The sequence below is a fragment of the uncultured Dokdonia sp. genome (genome assembly GCF_947492815.1).
Classification (GTDB): Bacteria; Bacteroidota; Bacteroidia; order Flavobacteriales; family Flavobacteriaceae; genus Dokdonia.
The window spans coordinates 131,037-155,583 of sequence record NZ_CANLOB010000002.1; the positions used below are offsets into that span (position 1 = coordinate 131,037).

At 35.4% G+C, this 24,547-nt stretch carries 23 protein-coding genes; 3 read left to right on the forward strand and 20 right to left on the reverse strand.

Annotated elements, in window-relative coordinates; genetic code table 11:
- Positions 1 to 2 precede the first annotated feature (2 nt).
- The 15 genes from Q1A01_RS03235 to Q1A01_RS03305 form a co-directional block, all read right to left on the reverse strand.
- Complete coding sequence (locus tag Q1A01_RS03235) at positions 3 to 971, reverse strand: DUF3078 domain-containing protein (protein WP_299675903.1); 969 nt, start codon at positions 969 to 971, stop codon at positions 3 to 5.
- 60 nt (positions 972 to 1,031) lie between these two features.
- Positions 1,032 to 1,538 (reverse strand): DUF2480 family protein, encoded by a 507-nt coding sequence (locus Q1A01_RS03240; RefSeq protein ID WP_299675906.1) that lies wholly within the window; start codon positions 1,536 to 1,538, stop codon positions 1,032 to 1,034.
- A gap of 88 nt (positions 1,539 to 1,626) precedes the next feature.
- On the reverse strand, positions 1,627 to 1,953 hold the full coding sequence (locus Q1A01_RS03245; protein WP_299675909.1) for an SUF system Fe-S cluster assembly protein: 327 nt from the start codon (positions 1,951 to 1,953) through the stop codon (positions 1,627 to 1,629).
- A gap of 147 nt (positions 1,954 to 2,100) precedes the next feature.
- Positions 2,101 to 2,526 carry a SufE family protein gene (locus Q1A01_RS03250; RefSeq protein WP_299675912.1) on the reverse strand — a complete coding sequence of 142 codons (426 nt, stop codon included), beginning with the start codon at positions 2,524 to 2,526 and terminating at the stop codon, positions 2,101 to 2,103.
- Between the two features lie 2 nt (positions 2,527 to 2,528).
- The gene (locus tag Q1A01_RS03255) at positions 2,529 to 2,912 is read right to left on the reverse strand and encodes an META domain-containing protein (protein WP_299675914.1); all 384 of its coding nucleotides are present in this window, start codon (positions 2,910 to 2,912) and stop codon (positions 2,529 to 2,531) included.
- A 101-nt stretch (positions 2,913 to 3,013) separates the two neighbouring features.
- A complete protein-coding gene (locus tag Q1A01_RS03260) occupies positions 3,014 to 3,589 on the reverse strand; it encodes a GNAT family N-acetyltransferase (RefSeq protein ID WP_299675916.1) in 576 nt (191 codons plus the stop codon).
- Between the two features lie 13 nt (positions 3,590 to 3,602).
- Positions 3,603 to 4,841, reverse strand: a complete 1,239-nt coding sequence (locus tag Q1A01_RS03265; RefSeq protein ID WP_299675918.1) for a cysteine desulfurase — start codon at positions 4,839 to 4,841, stop codon at positions 3,603 to 3,605.
- Positions 4,842 to 4,915: 74 nt separating this feature from the next.
- Positions 4,916 to 6,229, reverse strand: a complete 1,314-nt coding sequence (gene sufD, locus Q1A01_RS03270; RefSeq protein WP_299675921.1) for a Fe-S cluster assembly protein SufD — start codon at positions 6,227 to 6,229, stop codon at positions 4,916 to 4,918.
- 79 nt (positions 6,230 to 6,308) lie between these two features.
- On the reverse strand, positions 6,309 to 7,061 hold the full coding sequence (gene sufC / locus Q1A01_RS03275) for a Fe-S cluster assembly ATPase SufC (RefSeq protein WP_299675924.1): 753 nt from the start codon (positions 7,059 to 7,061) through the stop codon (positions 6,309 to 6,311).
- 32 nt (positions 7,062 to 7,093) lie between these two features.
- Positions 7,094 to 7,504, reverse strand: coding sequence for a hypothetical protein (locus Q1A01_RS03280; protein WP_299675927.1), 411 nt, complete (start codon positions 7,502 to 7,504; stop codon positions 7,094 to 7,096).
- 8 nt (positions 7,505 to 7,512) lie between these two features.
- Entirely contained in the window at positions 7,513 to 8,388 is an 876-nt protein-coding gene (locus tag Q1A01_RS03285; protein ID WP_299675930.1) for an N-acyl homoserine lactonase family protein, read from the reverse strand.
- A 28-nt stretch (positions 8,389 to 8,416) separates the two neighbouring features.
- On the reverse strand, positions 8,417 to 9,862 hold the full coding sequence (sufB, locus tag Q1A01_RS03290; RefSeq protein WP_299675933.1) for a Fe-S cluster assembly protein SufB: 1,446 nt from the start codon (positions 9,860 to 9,862) through the stop codon (positions 8,417 to 8,419).
- Positions 9,863 to 9,998: 136 nt separating this feature from the next.
- Positions 9,999 to 10,328: an iron-sulfur cluster assembly accessory protein gene (locus Q1A01_RS03295; RefSeq protein ID WP_299675936.1), complete on the reverse strand. Its 330-nt coding sequence runs from the start codon at positions 10,326 to 10,328 to the stop codon at positions 9,999 to 10,001.
- 168 nt (positions 10,329 to 10,496) lie between these two features.
- Complete coding sequence (locus tag Q1A01_RS03300; protein WP_299675939.1) at positions 10,497 to 11,600, reverse strand: T9SS type A sorting domain-containing protein; 1,104 nt, start codon at positions 11,598 to 11,600, stop codon at positions 10,497 to 10,499.
- Between the two features lie 161 nt (positions 11,601 to 11,761).
- Positions 11,762 to 14,152 carry a hypothetical protein gene (locus Q1A01_RS03305; RefSeq protein ID WP_299675942.1) on the reverse strand — a complete coding sequence of 797 codons (2,391 nt, stop codon included), beginning with the start codon at positions 14,150 to 14,152 and terminating at the stop codon, positions 11,762 to 11,764.
- A 95-nt stretch (positions 14,153 to 14,247) separates the two neighbouring features.
- Here Q1A01_RS03305 and Q1A01_RS03310 point away from each other — a divergent pair, with 95 nt between their 5' ends.
- Both Q1A01_RS03310 and Q1A01_RS03315 read left to right on the forward strand, forming a co-directional pair.
- The gene (locus Q1A01_RS03310) at positions 14,248 to 16,284 is read left to right on the forward strand and encodes a TonB-dependent receptor (RefSeq protein WP_299675945.1); all 2,037 of its coding nucleotides are present in this window, start codon (positions 14,248 to 14,250) and stop codon (positions 16,282 to 16,284) included.
- Positions 16,285 to 16,434: 150 nt separating this feature from the next.
- Positions 16,435 to 17,193 carry a sulfite exporter TauE/SafE family protein gene (locus tag Q1A01_RS03315; protein WP_299675949.1) on the forward strand — a complete coding sequence of 253 codons (759 nt, stop codon included), beginning with the start codon at positions 16,435 to 16,437 and terminating at the stop codon, positions 17,191 to 17,193.
- A 68-nt stretch (positions 17,194 to 17,261) separates the two neighbouring features.
- Here Q1A01_RS03315 and Q1A01_RS03320 read toward each other — a convergent pair whose 3' ends face one another.
- The 5 genes from Q1A01_RS03320 to Q1A01_RS03340 are packed head-to-tail and all read right to left on the reverse strand — an operon-like array spanning position 17,262 to position 23,303.
- Complete coding sequence (locus Q1A01_RS03320) at positions 17,262 to 18,335, reverse strand: cytochrome c peroxidase (RefSeq protein WP_299675952.1); 1,074 nt, start codon at positions 18,333 to 18,335, stop codon at positions 17,262 to 17,264.
- Positions 18,335 to 19,099 carry an MbnP family protein gene (locus tag Q1A01_RS03325; RefSeq protein WP_299675955.1) on the reverse strand — a complete coding sequence of 255 codons (765 nt, stop codon included), beginning with the start codon at positions 19,097 to 19,099 and terminating at the stop codon, positions 18,335 to 18,337. The genes Q1A01_RS03320 and Q1A01_RS03325 overlap by 1 nt, the downstream gene beginning before the upstream one ends.
- 10 nt (positions 19,100 to 19,109) lie before the next feature.
- Entirely contained in the window at positions 19,110 to 20,597 is a 1,488-nt protein-coding gene (locus tag Q1A01_RS03330; RefSeq protein ID WP_299675958.1) for a hypothetical protein, read from the reverse strand.
- 16 nt (positions 20,598 to 20,613) lie between these two features.
- Positions 20,614 to 21,882: a choice-of-anchor B family protein gene (locus Q1A01_RS03335; protein ID WP_299675961.1), complete on the reverse strand. Its 1,269-nt coding sequence runs from the start codon at positions 21,880 to 21,882 to the stop codon at positions 20,614 to 20,616.
- Entirely contained in the window at positions 21,879 to 23,303 is a 1,425-nt protein-coding gene (locus Q1A01_RS03340) for a choice-of-anchor B family protein (protein WP_299675964.1), read from the reverse strand. The genes Q1A01_RS03335 and Q1A01_RS03340 overlap by 4 nt, the downstream gene beginning before the upstream one ends.
- Before the next feature lie 194 nt (positions 23,304 to 23,497).
- Here Q1A01_RS03340 and thiL point away from each other — a divergent pair, with 194 nt between their 5' ends.
- The gene (thiL, locus tag Q1A01_RS03345; protein ID WP_299675967.1) at positions 23,498 to 24,547 is read left to right on the forward strand and encodes a thiamine-phosphate kinase; all 1,050 of its coding nucleotides are present in this window, start codon (positions 23,498 to 23,500) and stop codon (positions 24,545 to 24,547) included.

Here is a 24,547-nt window from a genome sequence, read left to right on the forward strand (position 1 = left end):
GATTATGATTTCCAATCAAAGAAAGAATACTTAAGCCCTACCCCTAGAACTTCTCGTACTTGAAGTCCGCTTATAGCATTTTCATCATAAATAAGTTGTAGTGCCACATTGGTGGTGATATGTTTATTTACTGTCATCGCAATATTAAGAGTGTAGTCTAAATCTACATTTTTTGTGTTTTCTAAATAATCAGAATATAGATTTAATGTGTTTTCAAATATAATATTGTCAATGAGTTCTTCCTTGTAATAAGCACTTAAAGAAGCACCTAGTTCAAAACGTGTTGTTCTGTTTGCTTCTACTCCAAAAAATGGAACATAATTTTCTAGAGCTTCAGGATCATTTTCATCTACGCTAGTAAAACGAGGGCTTACAAAAATAAATCGAGCAGTTGCAGGCGCTATATTGATTTTGAAATCATCACTTTCTTTCCATAAGATTCCAGGGCCTATTTGTAAGTAAGCAGGAGAAAAGGCATCTGTTATTTTTCTTCTGTCTTGTGCAATTTCTGTAATTTCTCCTTGTTCATTAAGGATATCCTTGTTAAAAAACTCAAAACCTGCGAGAAGCTGTGTTCTAAAGTTGATAATCCCAGAATAGTACCATTTTGTTTCTGGTATTTTACTTCCAAAAATACTATTTATCTCAAATCGATCTGTAGTTTTTCGCACAAATTCTTGGTCTCTTGCAATGGCTAATCCTAAGTTGATTATTAGTTTTGTGTCCCAGCTTATTTTTTTAGTTTTATAATTAAGATCTTGGCTTAAATTAAAGTTGCCAGCTATATTTGAAGTCCCTCCGCCTTGCCATTCATCATTAAAAGCACTTTGGTTAAATAAGAGTTCAAGCATACCCTTGCTTTTCCAACCCGTTTCAATAGAATCTTTTTTAGTTTTCTTTTCTTTTGACTTGTCTTGAGCAAAAAGAGAAAATGATAACAGGCATGTTAGAGTTAGAATGTAAAAACGCATTATTAGTGAGATTGAATAAGCGCGCTAAAGTAGTGTAAATGCTAAAAAAATCAAATGGAGTTATTTCTTTTTCTTGTATAAGGGCACCGAAGAGCAGGCTTCTCCAAAGAGTAAACTTTTGGTAACAGGTTGTAATTTTTCTATAAGCAATAAATACGCATTTTTAGGAACGGGTTTGTTAGCACATCCTTTTACAATCACGGGACTATCTTGGTAAGGTGTTGTATCTAATGTTGAGATAGCTTCTGTGTATAGAATTGTTTCTAGCGTTTCTAATGATCCTGTAATTGTTTTTTTTGCAATGCCCTGTAATTGTGTAGCAACAAGCATGTGTGCCCAAGCAGGAATAATAGCATCTGTACTACAATGTAATACTACATAGGCATCTTGATATTGTGTCCAGTCATGGTTGGATACGCTTTCGCGAAAGCGTTTTTCTCTTAATATGAAGCCTTCTTCTAGCCATTGAGAAATATCTATGGTTATGCGCGCTCCTGATGCATACAAATCTTCAAGATCAAACGTGATCAGTTTACTATTGGCTACTCTATTTACAATTTCATCCATGAGGTGCTATTTTTTAAATGTAAGCTCATTTATAGTAGTGAACAACTACCAAAACTCCTTGGTTTACAGTAAATTATTTATTGCTATTTTACAACATACCAAGCTCTAATTTTGCTTCTTCGCTCATCAGTTCTTGAGACCAAGGAGGGTCAAAGGTAATTTCGACTTCGCAATCATTTACTCCTTTAATAGACTTTATTTTTTCTTCTACTTCTAATGGAAGTGTTTCTGCGACAGGACAGTTCGGAGTGGTTAATGTCATTAAAACCTTTGTGTCATAATCTTCATTTACAAATACGTCGTAAATCAACCCAAGTTCGTAAATATCTACTGGGATTTCTGGATCGTATATTGTTTTGATAACACGAACTATTTTTTCGCCTAACTCTTCTGTGTTTATTGTTGTGTCGCTCATAATTTGTTTTATTCTCACGAAGGTGATAATCTCATCGCATCTTCGTAATTATTAGTGTCATTTCCACATAGGTGGAAATCTCATGATTATTAGTTTAAAATGGGAATTTCACCCAAGTTATCAAGGATTTTGTTTTTGTTTATAACGTTAATTCAATTGCGTTTGATATGCAATTGCATATAACTTTAATTGTTTAATCATACTTACAAGACCATTTGCTCTTGTTGGTGATAAATGTTCTTTAAGACCTATTTCATCTATAAACGCAGTATCTGCATCTATAATATTTTGTGGTGATTGTCCTGAGAAAGCTCTGATTAAAATAGCGATAATCCCTTTAGTAATAATGGCATCACTATCTGCAGTAAATTCAATAGCACCTTCTTTCATGTCGGCATGTACCCACACTTTACTTTGACACCCTTTAATAATATAATCGTCTGTTTTGTATTGTTCGCTAATCAGAGGTAATGATTTTCCTAAGTCTATCATATATTCATAACGTTGCATCCAGTCGTCAAACATAGAAAACTCGTCAATGATCTCTTCTTGTATTTCTTGTATTGTTGCCATAATTAAAATATAAAGCGTGTTGCTTTTAAAATTTCTTTTCCATTATCATATAACACCAAGGTGTCTTTTTGGATGCTAAATTCTTTTGTAGTCGTAAAGATATTTAAAAACTGTCTTTCTTTTTCCATTACTCCTTCCTCGCAAAGAACCCTTGTACTTATTATATGAGAAAAGGTCACAGTGTTTTTATTTTCTGTATATCCAAGGCTATAGGTGTTACACCCCGCAAATCCTGAAATTTTTGAAGTTCGATCATTAATTTTAATATTTAAATCATTTCCTTCAACCGCTTGGCCATACAAGCTATTGACTATAAAGGTGCCTACAAAAGGAGCAGGCGTCTCCTGAGTGCTTACTTCTTGAGTTGTAGTACATGAGTATGTCATGCTCAAGGAAATTAATACTATATATAATCGTAACATCATTGTATACTAGTTAGGCAAAGATAATGCCCAAATAGCCAACTGTCATCGTGACGGTATAGAAATTATAGATGTTTGTATAGATACCACATAGGACGATAGATTGGATATAGCAATTCAAAGTCTAAACTTTGTAAGTTTCCTTTTACATATCCTAATCTATTGTAAAATGACATTGCCTGTGGGTGTTGGTCCATGGCATCTAGCCATATGAGTTGATGCCCCGTCTCCTTAGCACGCGTTTGCGCATATTGCATAAGCTGTTTTCCAAAGCCTTTGCCTTGTATGGATGTGTCCAAATAAATGCGGTGTACTTTAAAACTAAGCATTTCGGGTTGTTCGGGATAGATGCAATTTTCTATAATTTTAAATATACCTATTGTAGTATACTTGTTTTGTACGCTTTCGCGAACCTGCCTCGCCGGCAGGCAGGAGCGTATAAAGTAATAATACGATCCTTTTTCTTGAAGCTCTTTTTTAAGGTTTTCAAGAGTATATAAATTATTGATGTACCAATTCCCTTGATCCTGCCAGAAATGTTTATAGGCTGGCGGATAGATACGCTTCATGAGTTCAAACAACTTAGGTTGATCTTCTGCCGTGATAGGTTGTAATACTAATTGATCAGAAATAGTAATCATAGTAAGCGATTCTTTATGAGAGCATCATCACAGCACGCTCAACGCCCTTTACAAACGTGTCTATTTCCTCTTTTGTATTATAGAACGAAAAGGATGCTCTTACGGTACCAGGAATTTGATAAAAATCCATGATAGGTTGTGCGCAGTGGTGTCCTGTACGTACAGCAATACCTAATTTGTCTAAGATCGTACCGATGTCATAGGGATGGATAGCTCCTACATTAAAAGAAATTACAGCAGTTTTTTTGGAAGACTCTCCATAGATTTTAAGCTCTTCAATTTGAAGTAATTTTTGAGTAGCATATTGAAGTAATTCTTCTTCATAATTTGCAATCACATCAAACCCTATCGCATTCATGTAATCGAGTCCAACCCCCGTTGCAATACCACCACAAATATTTGGTGTTCCTGCTTCAAATTTATGAGGTAGTCCTGCATATGTGGTTTTTTCAAAGGTTACTTGATCTATCATCTCACCACCACCTTGGTATGGCGGAAGTTTTTCTAATAACGCTTCTTTTCCGTATAAAATACCTACTCCCGTTGGACCACATATTTTATGAGCACTGGCTACATAAAAATCGGCGTCGAGTGCTTGTACATCTGGTTTGATATGTGGTGTTGCTTGTGCGCCATCTATCACTACAGCAGCGCCTACTTTATGTGCTTCAGCGATAATATGTTCTATAGGGTTTATAGTTCCCAATGCGTTTGATACGTGATTTACAAATACAAGTTTCAGTTTGTTTGAGATCGCTTTCGCGAAAGCGTCCATATCTAACTCCCCACTTTGCGTCATAGGAATGACCTTTAAAATAGCGCCTGTACGCTCACAAAGCATTTGCCAAGGCACGATATTACTATGATGTTCTAATGCCGATACCAATATCTCGTCTCCCTTTTGTAACAGGGCACTGTATCCATTTGCAATTAAGTTAATGGCATGTGTTGTTCCGGCAGTGAGTATCACCTCATGTGACTTTGCCGCATTAAAATGTTTTTGAATCTTAATGCGTGCTTCTTCATAAGCATCTGTGGCTTCTTGAGAAAGTGCATGCACGCCTCTATGAATATTTGCATTGTAGTTTGAATAATAATCTACAATAGCATCAATCACTGCTTGTGGTGTTTGAGAAGTAGCAGCATTATCAAAATAGATTAAAGGTTGTCCATTTACTTTTCTGGAAAGTATTGGAAAATCTTTTCGGATGTTTTGTACGTCAAAAGTGGTATGTGATGTTGTTGCTGCCATTTTAGTAGAGCCTTCTTAGTATCAAAATACCCGCTTTTAGGGCGGGTATTTTTGATATATGATTATAATTTATTTTATATCTCAAACCCTATGCTTACGCCGATTTTCTTGGCAATAAGCTTAGTGATACGCTGTTTTAATTGCGGTATTTTCACACTGGATAATACCGTGTTTGCAAATGCATACATTAATAATGCTCTTGCCTCTTTCTTTGCAATTCCTCTAGATTGTAAATAGAATAAAGCGCTTTCATCTAGTTGTCCAATAGTACAACCATGTGAACAACGTACGTCATCTGCAAAAATCTCTAATTGAGGTTTTGAATTGATGGTTGCCTTATCATCTATCAGGATATTATTGTTAGATTGATAAGCGTTTGTTTTTTGTGCTTCTTTTTCTACAACGACCTTTCCATTAAAAACACCTGTTGCACTCTCTGCAAAGATACCTTTGTAGTCTTGGTGTGATTCACAATTTGGCTCTATATGATGAACCAATGTATTATGATCTACGTGTTGTTTTCCTTCTATGAGTGTTACTCCTTTTAGGATAGAATCTATACGTTCTCCTTTTTGATAGTAATTAAGATTATTACGCGTAATATTTCCTCCTAGTGAAAAGGTGTGTACAGAGACAATGCTTTCTCCATGTTGTTCTATTTCTGTAGTATCTACAAGAGACGCATCTAACTTGTCATTTTGGATTTTATAATAATCTACAATTGCACGTTTTGCGGCATATACTTCAGTAACAGAGTTTGTAAATGTAGGACTATCTGATAGACTCTGATGACGTTCTATAATCTGTACTTCTGAATTCTCTTCGGCAACAATAAGGTTACGTGGTTGCAGAAGTGCTGCTTCTTGTGATCCTGTTGCAAAATGAATAATCTGAATAGGCTTGTCTGCTACTTTTCCTTTAGGAATGTAGATGTAAGCACCATCTCTTGCGTATGCAGTGTTTAGCGAAGTTAAACTTTCTTCTTTTGCAATCTTATTAAAGTATACGTCAATGACTTGTTGATACTTAGATTTTGTTAAGGCAGAATTCATAGTGCATACATCAATGCCATCATGTGTAGTTGATGATAAGTGTGCATTAAAAACACCATCTACAAAAATGATATTGTATGTATCTATATCATTAATGAAATAACGTTCTACATCTTTAAAATCTAATGAAGATTTTTTAGTAGGAAAGATATTGTAGTCTTTCTTTAAAATGCTATTAAGTGATGTATATTTCCAAGCCTCGTCCTTTTTAGTAGGAAAGCCTTCTGCTTCAAATGTTTTTATAGCATTGCCACGTATGTCGTATATAGGAGAATCTGGATCAAGACTGTCTTGAAAAACGATGTGTGAACTTACTAATTTATCTTTTAAACTCATATTTTTTGGTTGTGAGTTATGAGTCGTGAGTCTAAAATTTTATAATACTTTAAACCTACGCTTTTAACTTATAACTTATTTATACGTTAACTTCTTCTTTAAGCCAATCGTATCCTTTTTCTTCAAGCTCGTGAGCAAGTTCTTTTCCTCCTGTTTTTACAATTTTACCATCCATAAGTACGTGTACTACGTCTGGTACGATATAATCTAAAAGTCTTTGGTAATGTGTAATTACTAGAACAGCATTGTCTTCACTACGTAACTTGTTTACACCATTAGCTACAATACGTAACGCATCGATATCAAGACCAGAATCAGTTTCATCAAGTATCGCTAATTTAGGCTCAAGCATTGCCATTTGGAAAATCTCATTACGTTTCTTTTCTCCTCCAGAAAACCCAACATTAAGAGATCTAGATAAAAACTTGCGATCTATTTCAAGAAGCTCTGACTTTTCACGTATCATTTTAAGCATTTCGCTAGCAGGCATGTCTTCTAGTCCTTTTGCTTTACGAGTTTGATTGATAGCCGTTTTAATAAAGTTTGTAACGGTTACCCCAGGGATTTCAACGGGATACTGAAAAGATAAAAACACACCTTCATGTGCACGTTCTTCCGGATCCATTTCTAAAATAGATTCTTTATTAAGAAAGATATCACCATCAGTAACTTCATATTCTTCTTTTCCAGCTATCACAGATGATAGTGTACTTTTACCAGAACCATTAGGTCCCATTATGGCATGTACTTCTCCAGCTTTAATCTCAAGATTGATTCCTTTAAGGATATCTTTTTCTTCTATACCTGCGTGCAGGTTTTTTACTGTTAACATAGTGCTTTTTATTACTTTTTGTTGCAGGCTGTTTATTTTCCTGTTTCTATTTTTATAGGCTCTTCTCCTTTTGGAGGAAGAACTTTAATAATTTCTTTAATCGTTACAATCTCATCCCAAACATCACTGCCTTCAGGTTTAGGATTGATTTCTCCTTTTATAATCACAGGGACCATATCAAATTTGTCTCTTTGTTGTGATGAAACTTGTTTGATGAGTGTTTCTGTCATTTCATCTATAGACACTCCATAAATAAAATTCTTACCCATAATAACACCAGCTCCTTCTACAAATAGAAATTCTCCTTCTATGGTTTTTAATCCATCATTACTTTTGCTATCAGTAGCTACGTTTGTCTCTGTAGGAACTTCTTCAGATTTAGTTTCGTTTTTACAGCTTATAATACTTACTGTTAGAACCAATAAAATGACAATTTTTTTCATAAGGCTTATTAGTTAAGTGCTTTAGGAGCTACAGGCATTTTAGCAAAGTCTGCAGGCTCGTGTTGTATATATACTTTAGCATTTTTTGCTTTCGCGAAAGCTTCAAAATCAGCTATCGCAGTTTTACTTTGCTCAAGGTCGTGATTGAATGCTGGAATGATCTTTCCATCCCTGTTTTCTTGAAAATGATACATGTCTCCAGAAAGTAATGTGGGTCCATTTTCTGGTAAATCAATAAAAAGTACTTGATGTCCAGGTGTGTGACCAGGCATTGACTTTATAATAACACTACCGTCTCCAAATACATCGTGGTCTCCAGAAAGTCCAATTACATTCGTAAGTTCTTTAAAGGTGTCAGTAACATAAAAACCATTTCCTTTGATGTCTTCACTTATTGCAAAATTAAATTCAGGTTTTTGTACGAGCCATTTTGATGCTGCAAAGTGATTGGCAGCACCTGTATGATCAAAGTGAATATGAGAAAACGCAATATAATCTACATCTTCTTTTTTGATTCCGATGGTAGCTAGTTGATTTAAGATAGAATCTTTGCGAGAAACGGTAAAAGCTCCATCAGGAGTTGTGTAAGGTTCTTGACCCACAAAACCTTCAGGTAATCCAGTATCCCATAATAAAACACCTTTAGGATGTTTTACCACATAAAAAGCATCAACTAATTGTTTAGATTCTCCTTTGTAAGTGTCTCCTTGAGCAAATACATTTAAATTATTTGCACCTACAGAACCTCCGTCAAATGTATATAATGCAACAGCGGGTTTAGCAGGAGTTTTAATCTCTTCTTGAACAGGTGTGTTTTCTGTAGAAGATTCCTTACAAGCAATCATAATAATTGCAATAGCTACTAATGTGATAATCTTTTTCATGATTTTACCAGATGCTTATAGATATTGATTATCCTACACTTCCCTCTAAACTAATTTCTAGTAATTTTTGTGCCTCTACAGCAAATTCCATAGGAAGTTTATTAAGAACCTCTTTACTAAAACCATTTACAATAAGTGCTATTGCTTTCTCGGTATCGATTCCGCGTTGGTTACAGTAAAAGATTTGATCTTCTCCAATTTTACTGGTCGTCGCCTCATGCTCAATTTGTGCAGATTTGTTTTTTGCCTCTATATATGGGAATGTATGTGCTCCACATGCATTACCCATTAATAAACTATCACATTGTGAAAAGTTACGGGCATTGTCTGCATTTGCATTTATTTTTACTAAACCACGATAAGAATTTTGTGATTTTCCAGCAGAAATTCCTTTAGAAATAATAGTACTCTTAGTGTTTTTTCCTAAGTGTATCATTTTTGTTCCTGTATCTGCTTGTTGGTAATTATTAGTGACAGCTATAGAGTAAAACTCTCCAATAGAATTATCTCCCTTAAGTACACAGCTAGGATATTTCCAAGTAACTGCACTTCCTGTTTCTACTTGTGTCCAAGATATTTTTGCATTCTTCTCGCAAATACCACGTTTTGTTACAAAGTTAAATACTCCTCCTTTTCCTTCACTGTTTCCAGGATACCAGTTTTGCACTGTAGAATATTTAATTTCAGCATCGTCAAGAGCAATTAATTCAACAACTGCGGCATGCAGTTGATTTTCATCACGACTAGGAGCTGTACATCCTTCTAGGTAACTTACATAACTACCTTCATCAGCAATAACAAGTGTACGTTCAAATTGGCCTGTTCCTGCTTGGTTAATTCTAAAATAAGTAGAAAGCTCCATAGGACAGCGAACCCCTTTTGGAATGTAACAAAAAGATCCATCTGAGAATACGGCACTATTTAGTGCAGCATAAAAGTTGTCTTTTTGTGGTACAACAGTTCCGATATATTTTTTTACAAGTTCTGGATGTTCTTTGATCGCTTCAGAAATACTCATAAAAATAATCCCTTTTTTTGCAAGGGTGTCTTTAAAAGTAGTTGCTACAGAAACAGAATCTACAACGACATCCATCGCTACATTAGCAAGTTTCTTTTGCTCATCAATAGAAATACCTAATTTTTTAAAAGTTTCCAGTAATTCAGGGTCAACTTCATCTAAGCTATCATACTTAGGCTTTGAGTTGGGAGCAGAATAATAAGAAATTGCCTGAAAATCTGGCTTGTCATAATTAACATTTGCCCATTCTGGTTCTTCCATTTTTGACCAATGGCGAAAAGCTTCAAGGCGCCACTTTGTCATCCATTCTGGTTCTTCTTTTTTCTTTGAGATGGCTATCACAATATCTTCGTTAAGCCCTACAGGAAATGTTTCAGAATCAATATCGGTATAAAAACCGTATTCGTATTCTTTAGTTTTAAGCTCTTCCCTTAAATCGTCTTCAGTATATGCCATTTTTTTTTTGCTATGATTGATTTTTATAATCAATCTATGTACGTTTAATAATACACTTAATAGGGCTTTAGGAGAACAAAAAGGTGGTGCGTTTATCTCTAAACTGTTTCATTCTCCCGTTGGCCCATTAGTTTTATTATAATGAAAAACTTTCTCCGCATCCACAGGTACGCTGTGCATTTGGATTGTTAAATACAAACCCTTTTCCATTAAGACCTCCACTATATTCTAGTGTAGTGCCAATGAGATATAAAAAACTACGCTTGTCTACAATTAAGCGTACATCATTATCTTCAAAAACTTTATCCTCGTCTGCCTGTGATTTGTCAAATTTCAAATCATATGATAAACCTGAGCATCCACCGCTCTTTACACCTACTCTTACATAGTCTGTAGCAATGTCATACCCGTCGTCTTGCATAAGACTCGCGATTCTTGTTTTTGCTTCTGTTGTTACTTTAATCATAAGATTTTAAATAATATGCAAATATACGCCATAAGTAGCTTTTTTCAATAGAACCTAACATTATTCTAACATATACTGAGATAGGGTTTTTCTATAGATAAGTAATTGAAAAAACTAAAAAGCGAGTAGTAAATCTGCTTTACAAGATATTATGCATTTTTTAAAGCTTTATTTTTTTATAAAACGATGTGTAGTTTCTGTTTGTATTCCTTGTAATTTTAAAAAGTACATACCTGTAGCAAGGCTTTCTACATCAATAGTGATAGTAAATGTATTTTTAGAGACAACCCTTCCTTGAATATCTATTATTTGATAGGATTGTATGCGATCTATCTCTTCTCCAGTAATGGTGAGTTTGTCTGATGAAGGATTAGGAAATAATTCAACAGCAACTTGAGTAAATTCTTCTGTACCTAAAAAGGCATTGGTGTAAAAAATGCGATCTCCATTAGTGTCCGTAAGAATAAGGCGTCTTCCTTGCCCTTCTTCTATGATTTCATAGGTGTGTGTTTTACCTTCTAATTGCGTTGTAAATGCTCCATCATAATTATTTAAAATTTCTACACCGCAATCCATGGCAAGTTGAGCAAGATAACTTATAGAGATTGTTTGTGTTCCAAAATAATTAAATGCTGAATAAGTGCCGCCTCCGCCATAAAAACATATGTATCCTTGGTTTAATTCGGCTCCTGTTTCAAAATAACTAATAGAATAATCATTAAGTTGTCCGTCTTGTTGAGTTGGATAGTTTTGGGCGACTCCATCTATTTCAAAATAATCTAAATACCAAGGTTCTTGTGTGAGATTTTCAGGAATATTAGGATTTGTAGAACTATAGACAGCGGTATCTCCATTGGATTTTGTAATCACTAACTCTATGCTAAAGTCTCCTTGTTGTGCAATACTATAATTAAAATCTTGAGATTCGGGCGTTCCTAAAAAATTAAAATAAGCAAATTCAAAATCAATTTCTTCTTGTGTTTCACAAAAAACAAGCGTATGAGAAATGTCTAATGTAATCATGGTTTCTGTAGTAGAAATTGGCATGGAGGATAGAAAACTATTGCAAATACCAATGCCTTCTACTTGACCTTCTGCGTCATTTATTAAAATAGATAATGTAGGATATCCATCTTGACCTTCTTCATTAGGGATATTTATAGCATTTCCATCTACGGTAAGCTCTGTTAAAAACCAAGTGCGGTTTAAATCTTCTTGAGCAAGAAGCGAAAAAGGGAATACTAATAAAAATATGAAGTAAATTAATTTCATGATGATTGATGTTTAGATTAAAAATACTAATTTTCAGTTAGTTGTAGCTTTTAATTTTGTTAAAAGTAATGTTGTGTTATATAGACTTCATATGTGTCATAAATTATCTCAAATTTGAAGATGTATACGCTTTCGCGAAAGCGTATAATAGAAGCATCAAACTAGTAGTTCATAAAACCAATGTCATCTATAATAATAACTCCCTCTGTAGTTTTGTCAAAAACAAAATCAATCCTTTGAATGGAAGTAATATCAAAAGAAATGTTTCGTAATTGAATGTCTTCAAGCGGATATGAAAATGTTTGAAATACGGTCTCAGATTGATCATCATTTGTGATAAATTGAGATTTCCATAACCGAACTTTTAATTCACGTTGTAGGGAAGAAAAATGACTTAAAGGAAAAACAATGACCTCTCCAGTACTATCTGTGATTTGTATAGAAAAATCAATAGGGTCTTTAGGAGCATCTTCTTCTTTAGAATCACTTTCGTCACTTTCAGAAGTTTCTTCTTCTTCTTCTTCTTCTTCTTCTTCTTCTTCTTCTTCTTCTTCTTCTGCATTATCATCTTGATTCGTATCTGAATTTACCCATTTACCGCTAGATTTTGGATTTGAATCTTCTGTAGATGCTGCCATTGAAAAAGTAAACACACTTGTACTATCTATCGTTTTTAATGTATCCGCTATATGTATAGAATAGGTGGCTCGGATAGAGTCAGGAATAGGTTCTCCCTTTTCTATATCCTTATAATGCCAGCCTATATGGGCAGCACGACTTCCTTTTTTACTCCATTTCAGTTTGATTTCCTGTTCTCTCCAAACAGATAAATGTTCTGAAGTAAGTGTAATACGATCGTTTGTTGCTGTGTTTACATTGAAATCTTCATCAAATGAAGCCAATGCCTGAAAACTAGCATCTTTATATTGATTCAGGTAAATAGTTTTAGGTAGCCAGTCTTTTCCTTTTCGAGAATCTTTAAATAAAGGACGATACGTACTATTATTTTTAAGAGTGGTCTCTAAAAAAGCACTTATATATACACTTGCTATTTTTCGTTGATCTTCTCCAGATAATAATGGTTTGTTGTTTAGAAATCGTGTAAATGCCCCAGTGTCATTATCTCCCCAACTAGTATTGAATTGTCCATGATTGGCTCCTTGAATATATATTCCTGATTTAAAATAATCAGTACTATCAGAAAAAGTGATACGCTCGTATTGTTTAGATCCTGAAAAAGAATCGACATCACTGTCATGAGATCCATGTAAAACAAGGTAATTAATGTCTTCTAACGAGGTACGTGTATCTCCAGGTTGATATTGCCCATCTACAGGAGCAATAGCAATAATGGATTGAATATCATAATTGTAGTTTAATGAAATGGTAGCGTCATCATAGTAATACGGCATCTTGTTAAGCAAAGCCGCATGTCCCACAGCTTCACCTCCACGAGAATGACCAATAAGTCCCAGTTTTGTAGTGTCTACTTTATTGTAAAACTGACTGCTTTTATCTTTATTCCATTCATGCCATACTCGTAAGTGCTCTAGGAGCATCCAGCCACGAGCATCATTTTCTTCTTCTAGACCTCCAGTAACATCAGTAAAAGAACTATTTAGAAAATTTTCATCTACTGAGACAAAAATGATTCCGCGTGAGGCAAGTAGTTCTCCCAAATATTCATATCCAACATCTGAAAAATCTTGCATTGGGTGATTACCATGTACAGTAAGTACTAATGGAAAAGGACCTTCTCCTTCGGGATACCATGCATACCCATTTACTGGTAATGCTTTAGCGTCAAAACCCCAAAACTTTTCTCTATACCAACCAGCAAATCCCTTCCAATTATCTAGAAAAGGAACTCCATTTACAGAAGTTGTCTTTATTGTAACTGCTTCGGCAAATTCAGGCCTATGTGTATCTGTACCACTTCCATACGTAAGTGTTTTTACGTTATAAGTTCCTTTTTCTGCAGGAGATGCCGCTTGTATATTTTGTATCTCTGAACTATTCTGGGAAGCAGCATTAACTATGGGTTTGGCATCAAATCCTACTGGTAAGTATCCTATAATAGTTCCTATAAGCCCTCCTAAACTAATGCCGAGTCCTAATAAGGTAATTCCCTTTTTAAGAGGCGTCAATTTTTTAAATGTCCCTTTTGAAAAGACAGCAATAGCAGCGCCTAATAATGATAAAATAAGAATAGCTGCGATTACATAAATACCTTCAAAAGCCAATGCAAAAAGAAGTAACGGAATAGAAATTAATAAAGCCCGTTTATATCCTTTGGGAATGTTGTTGAATTTTTTTAACGCCCATAAACTTATACAAACAGAAAGAACGCATAAAATGATAAAACTAATAAAGAGGAGTAATAACCATGGATCTTTAGATGCAGAAGTAATCCAAATAGCAAAGCATAAAAAGAGAAAAATTGCCCCTGTCAGTAATGCATATGTTGCTCCCTTTGTAGCTGTTTTTCCAGGGGTAATTTTAGCTAGTTGAGTAAATGTCCACTTTTTAGGCTTCTTAAAGAATCGTATCATGAGTTGTTAGTTAGTCTCTTAAAGATACCTTAATTTTCTAACTTTATTTTGAGGTTTCTACACAAGGACGTACTTTTCAAAAAAATAACAATCCGTTGAAAAAGATTTTACTTAGCACTCTTGGTTTATTCCTATGTATGATACATCTTGGTTATAGTCAAACTGATCCCGTGCCGTCCCAAAAATTAGATACTGTTTTTTTACAATCTTCTCGTATCAATAGTACGCTTCAAAAGTTGCCTGCTGCTGTGTCTGTATATCAAACAACGCGAGATGATGCCACAAGACAACAGCTTTCTTTACAAGAATTTACACAGCAAAGCCCTGGTCTATTTGCACAAAACACCAATAATTTTGCACAAGATTTACGTATTTCTATACGCGGTTTTGGTGCGAGAGCTGCTTTTGGAATACGTGGTATCAAGTTAATAGTAGATGGAATTCCAGAAACCACACCAGATGGTCAAGGACAATTAGATAATCTTACATTAGGGATTATAGATCGCATCGAAGTATTAAAAGGACCCAGTTCCAGTTTATATGGAAATGCATCTGGAGGTGTCATTGATATCCAAACTATAGATAACGTAGAAAAGCCTTTTTCTCATTGGAAAGGAAGTGTAGGTTCTTATGGATTTCAGAACTTTCAAGCAACAGGCGGTATCAATTCTGAAAACGCAACCTATATATTTCATGGAAATTATGTGGCTTCTGATGGCTACCGAGACCAAAGTGGTTTCCAACAAGTAAACACCAATTTTAAAGCAAAATTTGATGTTAGTGATCGTTTAACTATACGAGCACTGCTTAATTACAGCGACTCTCCCGAAGCAGACGATCCGGGTAGTTTAACCTTGGAAGCTGTTCAAGAAAATAGGAGACAAGCCAGAGATAGAAATGTCCTTTTTGAAACTGGAGAGGCTATACGTCAATTTAAGATAGGGATCAGTACTACGTGGACTAAAAATAAATTTACAACTGTAGATAGTTATTTGTTTTATAATAACAGACAGTTTGATGGAAAACTCCCTTTTGAGTTTGGCGGTATTGTAGATTTAGGAAGAGATTACTTAGGACAAGGAACATCTATTACCTATTCAAAAGGACGGAATACCTTAAAAGCAGGTTATGATTTTGCCTATCAGAATGACGACAGACAACGTTTTAGAAATCTGGAAGGAACACAAGGAGATCAAACCCTAAACCAGAAAGAACGCTTTACAAATCTAGGGATATACGTGACAGATCATTTAGAAATTGATAAATGGTATATTACAGGAGGGATTCGTTTTGATTATAATAAACTCACAGCAGATGATGCTTTTTTAGGCAATGGTGACGACTCTGATGATATTACATTAAATGCTGTAAACCCAAGTGTTGGGGTAAATTACGCTTTCGCGAAAGCGCATAGCGTCTACACCAGTTTTTCCACAAGTTTTGAAACACCTGCGTTATCTGAACTCTCAGCAGATCCAAATGGAGATCAAGGATTTAATGAAGATTTAGAAGCACAGAAAGCCACTAATTATGAGATTGGATTTAAAGGACAGTTTGCCAATTCGTTTCGATACCAAGTAGCATTTTTCCGAATTGATACCCGAGATGACCTAGTGCCTTTTGAATTGGAAGCCTTTCCAGATCGTACGTTCTTTAGAAATGCTGGAAAAACAGCACGTAATGGGGTTGAGGTTGAAGGGGTATACGCTTTCGCGAAAGCGTGGACAGTATCAGCAGCCTATGCCTACTCTGATTTTACGTACGACGATTTCACAACACCTAACGGTACTTTTGATGGTAATGCATTGCCAGGTGTTCCAAAACACGTAGGGAATATAAGCGTACAATATCGCTCTGAAAAAGGATTTTATGCAGGACTCCAAACAGCTATCGTAGGATTGCAATATGCCAATGATAGTAATGAAACAGAAGCACAAGGGTATGAAAATATAAACTTACGTAGCGGGTATGATTTTAAATATAAAAATGTAATCATACAACCTTATATTGGAATCAATAATCTACTGGATCAGGAGTATACAGATAACGTACGTATCAATGCCTTTGGAGGACGCTTTTTTGAACCTGCACCTGGTTTTAATGGATATGGTGGAGTTGCAGTAAGGTTTTAGTCAGGAGTCAGTAAAATATATAAGTTATGATTTTCTTTTTAAGAGTTCCTAGAAAATAAGGTTAGGGAGTTTTATAAAAGATATATAAGTTATTACTATAATGATTGTATTGAAAGATCAGATTTTTTTTCATAAACTCATAAACCCTAGATGACAGATATTCAATTGTACATAATAGCTATTATAGGAGCTATGTTTGCTGGTGGAATTAATACGCTTGCGGGAAATGGAAGTGCTATTACCTTAACGATCTTAACAGAAGTACTTGGACTTACACCTAATATGGCCAATGGAACCAATCGTATAGGAGTCTTTACACAATGTACAGCTACTTCATGGGTGTTTTACAAAAATGGAAAACTCAATCTGTCGAACACAAAAAAATACGTATATCCCATTTTTATTGGAGCTATTGCTGGTGCTATTCTAGCACTTAACGTAAGTAATGAGCAATTCAGAGCGGTATTTCGATTTATGATGGTATTTATGCTGATTGCAGTCTTGGTAAAACCTAAAAGGTGGTTACGTAAAACTGATGCCGATTTTCAACCTAAATGGTATATATATTGGCCGTTGCTCCTTGCATTGGGTTTTTATGGAGGATTTATTCAAATGGGAATGGGCGTATTCTTTTTGATTATTATGGTGCTAGGGATGCGTCTTAATATTATTGAAGGGAATGCCTTAAAATCATTTGTGATTGCGTTATATACTTTGGTGATCATATTTTTGTTCCATTATCAGGGATTGATTGATTGGAAACTAGGAGGTGTGATGGCAATAGGGCAAACCATAGGAGGTTATTTTACTGCCCGATTTGCTAGTAAGAGCAAATGGGCAGATCAAGTAGCCTATTATGTGCTTATTGTGGTTTTGATAGTGGCTATTGGGAAACTGTTTTTTACTTAAGTTTTAAAACCTCTTATAAATTTTCTTAGGTTTATTTTATGATTAAATGATTGATTGTCAGTATGCAGTTAAAACTCAGCAAAACGTCTGTCTTCTATAAAATCATTGTCTGTCAATGTTTTTAAGAATGCGATTAATTGTACTTTTTCTTCTGGACTAATATCAAGTCCAAATGTGCCGTCAGGACGTCTAAATTGATCATCTAGTGTTGGACTATCTACCATGCCATCGGTATAAAAATCAAGTACATCTTCCAGCGTTCCTAAACGACCATCATGCATATATGGAAATGTGATTTCTATATTACGTAAACTAGGTACTTTAAATTTGCGATTATCAGTTGATAACCCAGTAACACGCTCACGTCCTATATCATTATACACTGGATCTATAGGGAGACCATTATTGCGATACGACTGATCTGTCTGTAAAGTGCCTGCATGGCAAGAAGCACATTTGGTGTTAAATACCGCACGACCTGCATGTTCTTGATCTGTAAATGTAACAGCTTCGCCACGTTCCCATTTATCATATTTAGAATTAGCACTTACCATCATGACCATAAATTGTGATAAGGCTTTAAACATTCTATCAGCACTTACACCTTCAGATCCGAAAGCTTCTGCAAATAGTGTAGGGTAGTCATCATCTGCACTTAACTTTGAAAGTACATTAGATACTGTTTCATTCATTTCTACTTCTGCCGTGATAGGAATAATAGGTTGTGTGTCTAGAAATGTAGCAGCGCCATCCCATGTAAATTCATTCATAAAGGCTAGATTATGTAACGGTTGTGCATTACGTGTCCCTATTTGCCCATCTACGCCATGACTTGTAATATGGGTATGATGTGTAAATGAAAAGGATTGAATATGACAAAATCCGCAAGAAACTACACCATCTGAAGCTAATTGCCCGTCATAGAATAGTTTTTTACCTAATTCAAACCCTTTTTCAGTAGGAGGGTTTTGTGCAATACTATAAGTCGCATCAGGAAAATTAGAAGGCACCGTAAAATCCAACAACGGATTTGTAACCGTCATAGCATCATCATCTGTAGGAGTTGTTGCATCCCCATCACTAGCGTCTGAACTACAGCTCCAACAAAAAAGGATCAATATAAAATAGTATGCTATTTTCATTATTCAATGATACTAAAAGCAGTGCTTGTGTTTTCTGCAATTTTTGGTGCATTTTCAGGATCAACCATGATTTCATTTTTTTCTTCTAAAGAAAGTGTATGAACACTATCAAAGATTTTAGCTACATCAAATTGAATGGTTTTCGACATCGTATTTTCGCCGCTTATTTGAAACTCGTTCAGAGTAAGTGTTACTTCTTTGTAATTGTCAAGGTTTGCACCATGACTTCCTACGTGATATAGGAAAGGAGTTACATCATCAGGATTTGTAGCATCAGTAAAATCACCTTCAAACTTTAAAAACTTATATCCAGCAGACCATGTCCATAACATGCCTGCTTCTTCAGCTAATGGAATAAAATTAAGTGTTCCAGACTCGATAGGGTATTTTGTTGGATCTACTCCAAAACCAAATTTGATCCCTTTATAAGTATCCGCTGGAATATCAGATAAATTAGCAGTTTTACTTCCGTCTTCATTAATCAAGAAATAACTGTTTTCTACGGGATATATATATTCCGTATTATCTGTTTTGATTAATGTAATATTAGAAATGATATACTTTAATTCATTTATAGTATAGGTTTCATTGCTGCTGTTTGTATAGGTGACAGGAGCCATCGCTAAAGGGGTCCCATCTACAGTGTTTTCAAATACCAGATTAAGACTTCCGGGATCTGATATTATATTTCCAGGTTCATCATTATTATTACATGCGGTAAACAGGATAGCAACCCCTGCTAAAAGTGCAATATACTTTCTCATATCAATTTTCTTAGTTTATTTTTATTAATACTGCGTCTAGAGATCCATTACTACTTGTAAGTTCTCCAGTGTTACTTTGAGTTTCACCTGCAATGATGATATCTCCCTGATTGTTGGATGCGATTCCTAGCCCAAAATCAATACCATCTCCCCCGATAGCTCGTTGGTCTTGTAAATTACCATTATCATCTAATAAAGCAATCCAAATATCATTTTGACCTCCATTGGTAGTGACATCTATATCATTACTTCGTGAAGATCCTGTAATAGCAATTCCATTGGTTGTAGCCACTACAGCTCTGGCAGAATCAAAGTTGGTGCCTCCTAAGGTTTTTTCCCAAAGTAAACTACCTTGATCATTTATTTTGATTATCCAGACATCAGCATTACCATTAAATTCAGTGACATCACCATCATTACTTCGTGTATCACCAGCAATGATATAATTACCATCAGCTGTTTTTGTGGCCGCATAAGCAATATCAATTTCTGATCCTCCAAAAGAACGTTCCCATACTAAGGTACCTGAAGCATCTAAACGTACTGCCCAGAAGTCGTAACTCCCTTTAGGATTTGCGATATCAAAATCATTACTTTCACTAGCGCCTATCATGAGAATGCCTCCATCATCTGCTTGTACCGTTGCGTATGCTCTATCGTTGTTAGTACCTCCAAAGTAGCGGCGCCATTCTTTATTACCATTGGCATCTAGTTTATGACCCCAAAACTCGCCAACACCATGTAGGGTAGCTCTTGTATCTGCATCGTCAGATTCTGTAAGATCATTACCTTCTCCTCCTGAAGCGGTTACATCTAAAAATCCTGATGTAAAATACCCTCCATCTGAGGTTTGTATAATAGAAAAAGCCTGATCAGAACCCGGGAATCCGTAACTTTTTTCCCACTGAATTTCTCCTTGTGCATCTAACTTTACTACCCAGTGATCTTGAAACCCTTCATTTGTACTTACATCACCATCACTACTTCTGCTATATCCTACCATTGCATATCCGCCATCAGAAGTTTGTATTACTTCTTCCCCACGATCATCATCAGTACCTCCATAAGTTTTTGACCATTGTACGTTTCCTTCACTGTCTGTTTTTACAAGCCAATACATATTTACTTGGTTGCTATTATCTACAATGTCACCATCTATGCTTTGAGAGTATCCTAATGCTATAAATCCTCCATCGTTAGTGGCGGTTACATCGTGAAAAGTATCATCTTCACTTCCTCCATACACACGTGTAAAATCTAATGTAATAGATACGGTTTCAGTATCAGGATCAGGTGTGTCTGTTTCTGTATCGGTACTATCTGGAGCTGGTAAGACAGCTTCATCTTCACTACAACTTATGAGCGCTGTAGTAACTAATAGAAGCGCAAGTGTATACCTTTTTGATATGTTCTGTATACGCTTTATCACTTCGTTCTCCCTTTGGTCGTGAATCTCACAAGTTCGATTTCGCGAAAGCGTAAAAAGCAATTTTTTCATTTCTCTTCTTCTTAATTTAGGTTCCAGTTCTTCTAAGGATAAATAACCCGCCATCAATATCACTTACGATAATATTATTGCTGTCAAAATAAGGGTAGATGCTCCATACGCCATTAAAAGAAGTGTTGTTATTTGATGGAAAGGTGTCAAAAGAACCTGTGTCAAACAAATTACCAGTAGCAATATCTGATATGTCTGCTACACGAATGCCTCGTGTGTAGTTTGACAAAAATACTTCATTTCCTTTTACATATAAATTATGATCTATTGCCGCCGAATCTCCAGTAAAAGTCCCCGAGAATGTAGGGTTGTCTAGATCTGTAAAATCAAATAAAAGCGTACGTGTATTAAAACCTACATTGCTTTCATCTAATTCGTCGTTTGCTATAAAATAGTCTTGATCTTTTGTGAGCCATCCTTGATGTGTGTATCCTATGTTAGGGTAATTTACTTCAGCTATTTGAAATATGTTTGTTTTATCAGTAACATCAATAATGACGACTTCATCTTCGTTGCTTCCTATGTAAATTTCTCTCCCTGTATAGTCTGCATCTGGTCCATTATAGGTTACTACTTGTGCATCATGTGTATATCCTTCTCCAGAAAAGCCACCTGCAAATGTAGGATTTAACGGGTTGCTAATATCTACAATATGTGGCCCTCCGCTAAAGGTGCTTGTGCCTACAACATAAGCAAAAGCTTGTTGCTCATTAATGACAATATTATGTGCATTTCCAAATTCTGTGTATACAGCGCTGGGTGTAAATGTTATATTTTCACCTGAAGCTATATCTCGAAGTAGCGAGAGGTCAAATACTTGCATTCCATGTTCGCTGGCTTCACTCACAATAAATGCATACTCATTATATACTTTAATATCTCTCCATTGTGAACTACTTGTTTCTGAAGGTAGGAATCCTACAATTCTAGGTTCTGTAGGTGTTGAGATGTCTATAAAAGAGGTGCCTTCTCGCTGTCCGAAAAGTGCATATTCTGTATTGGTGACTGGATCTGTCCACCCCCAGATATCATTGCCTCCTGAGGAGTTGCCAAATTGAGAAAGATCAATTTGTGCCATGAGATCAAAATCATCACAAGGGAAAACACCTGCAAATCCGTTTTCACATACTAGGCGGCCATCAGCGACAGGTGGATTTTGGTTTTCTTCCTCTTCTTCAGTGTCATCAGGAGCGACTACTACAATAGGTGCTGTGCTTTCATCGTCATCACTACAACTTAGTATAATTCCTAAAATAATCAGAGAAAAGAAAAGCCTTAATTTCATTTTAATATCAGTTTTTGTGTACTATCTGCTGTTTTTACAAAATAGAGACCTGTTTGTAAATGCGTGAGGTCTAATTGTATTTCTGTAGCAGTACTTTTTGTTTCGTGTACGAGTTGTCCTGTAGTGTTGTATACGGCTATTAATCCAATAGGACTGTTTTTGTTTATGCTTACAATTCCTAAGGAAGGATTTGGAAACATATCGACTTCATTAGGTGCTTCAACAGTAGTAACGCTTAGGCTTTCATTTTGTTTTACAAGTATAAAACCGCCGTCTTGATCACTAATAACAATATTTCCACTTTCAAAAAATGGATATACATTCCAAGCGCCAGAACCTGTTCCTACATTATTTGTGCTTGGTACGGTGTCAAAATATCCTATTTCAGTTATGTTTTGATTAGCAATATCAGTGATGTCTATCACCCTCATTCCTGCTCTATAACTAGCAAGATAAAATAAGTTTCCAACCACATATCCATTATGATCTGTAGAAGGATTGGTTCCTTCATATTCAAAATGGAGTTGAGGTGCATCTAGATCGTTAAAGTCAAAAACAACAGTTCTGGTATTAAAGCCGAAACTTATTTCGTCTATTTCATCACCAAGAAGGAAGTAACGTTGATCTTCTGTAAACCACCCTTGATGCGTGTAGCCTATGTTAGGATATGAAATGGTTGATATTTCCATAGGATTTGCTTTGTCTGTAATATCTACAATGGCAATCTCATTTTCATTACTTCCTATTAGGATTTCTTTTCCAATATAATCAGCATCTGGGCCATTATAGGTTACTACTTGCGCATCATGGCTGTAACTATTATCAGCATATCCACCTTCTCCTACAGGATTTGTTGGGTCTTGAATATTTACAAAATGAGGTCCACCAGAAAAGGTTTGTGTTCCTACACCGTATGCATACCCAGTTTCTGTATTGATAACAATATTATGAGCGCTTCCAAAACCATCATAGTGAGCCGTCTCAGAAAAGGTAATTGGAGGGTTGGTAATATTTCGTAATTGCGTAAGGTCAAACACTTGCATTCCATGTCCGCCAGCTTCACTTACTACAAAAGCATGATTTTGATATACTTTAATATCTCTCCATACACTATTGCTAGTATGTGTAGGTAGCGTACCAAGATATACGATATCGTTTGGATTTGAAATATCTACAAATGCGGTTCCATTTGCTAGCCCAATAATGGCATATTCTTTTCCGTCTTCAGCATCTGTCCATCCCCAACTATCATTAGAAAAATTAGTGCCCATTTCATTATTTGTAAGTCTGTCTTGTAATGTATATCCTTCACAAGGAAAGCCTCCTGCCATATTCCCTTCACAAGGTGTTTGTGCTGTTACAATAATTGAGCATTGAAGGAGTCCTAAAAGGATACATAATTTAGTTAGGTAAGATTTCATTAGGTAGTTTTGTATAGGGTTATGGTAAACTTATAAAATTTTCATAATACATATGAAATATCCGATCAAGTATTACTTGTCAATATATACTTATATAACAAATAAAACGTAAAAATCCCCCGTATTGTACTATAATAACTTGAAATCAAGTATAAAATTATACCCTTAAAAGGTTGTTTAGTACCTTTGCAGTTATGTTAGAAAACAAAGATCAATCACGAACTTCTTTAGGAGAATTGGGTGAGTTTGGACTCATAAACCATCTCACAGAGCATTTTAAAATTACACAAGAAACTACTGTAAAAGGTATTGGAGATGATGCTGCCGTATTATCATTTCCGGAACATCAAATTGTCGTAACTACAGACCTTTTGATAGAAGGAGTTCACTTTGATCTAAGTTATGTGCCTTTAAAACATTTAGGGTATAAAGCAGTGATGGTAAACTTATCTGATGTGTATGCTATGAATGCTACAGCAAGTCAGATCACTGTTTCGATAGCTGTTTCTAATCGTTTTCCATTAGAAGCGTTAGAAGATTTGTATGTTGGAATTCAGACAGCTTGTACTAATTATAAAGTAGATTTGGTAGGTGGAGATACTACATCTTCTACCACAGGACTAGTTATTAGTATTACAGCTATAGGGCATGCTTCAAAAGAAAAAATAGTAGGTAGGAATACTGCAAAGCCAAGTGATTTAGTTGTGGTTACTGGTGATGTAGGTGCTGCTTATATGGGATTGCAGATTCTTGAAAGAGAAAAAGCTGTGTTTAAAGTAAACCCTAATAGCCAGCCTGACTTAGAGCAATACGCTTATATCGTGGAGCGTCAGTTAAAACCTGAAGCAAGGAAAGATATAATTTCATTATTTGAATCTCTAGAAGTGTTACCAACATCTATGATAGATGTGAGTGATGGTTTATCTTCAGAGATTTTGCATTTATGTAAAAACTCTAAAGTGGGGTGTAACTTATACGAAGAAAAAATACCATTAGATCCTCAGGTAATAAGTGCTTGTGAAGAGTTTAAATTAGACAGTACAACTATTGCGTTAAGTGGAGGAGAAGATTATGAACTATTGTTTACAATATCACAAGAGGATTATCCTAAGATTAAAGCAAATCCGAATTTTACAGTGATAGGTCATATGACAGAAGAGAGAGAGGGGGCTCATCTTATCACAAGAGCTAATACGAAAATTCCTTTAGTTGCAAGAGGCTGGAATGCATTGCAATCAGAATAA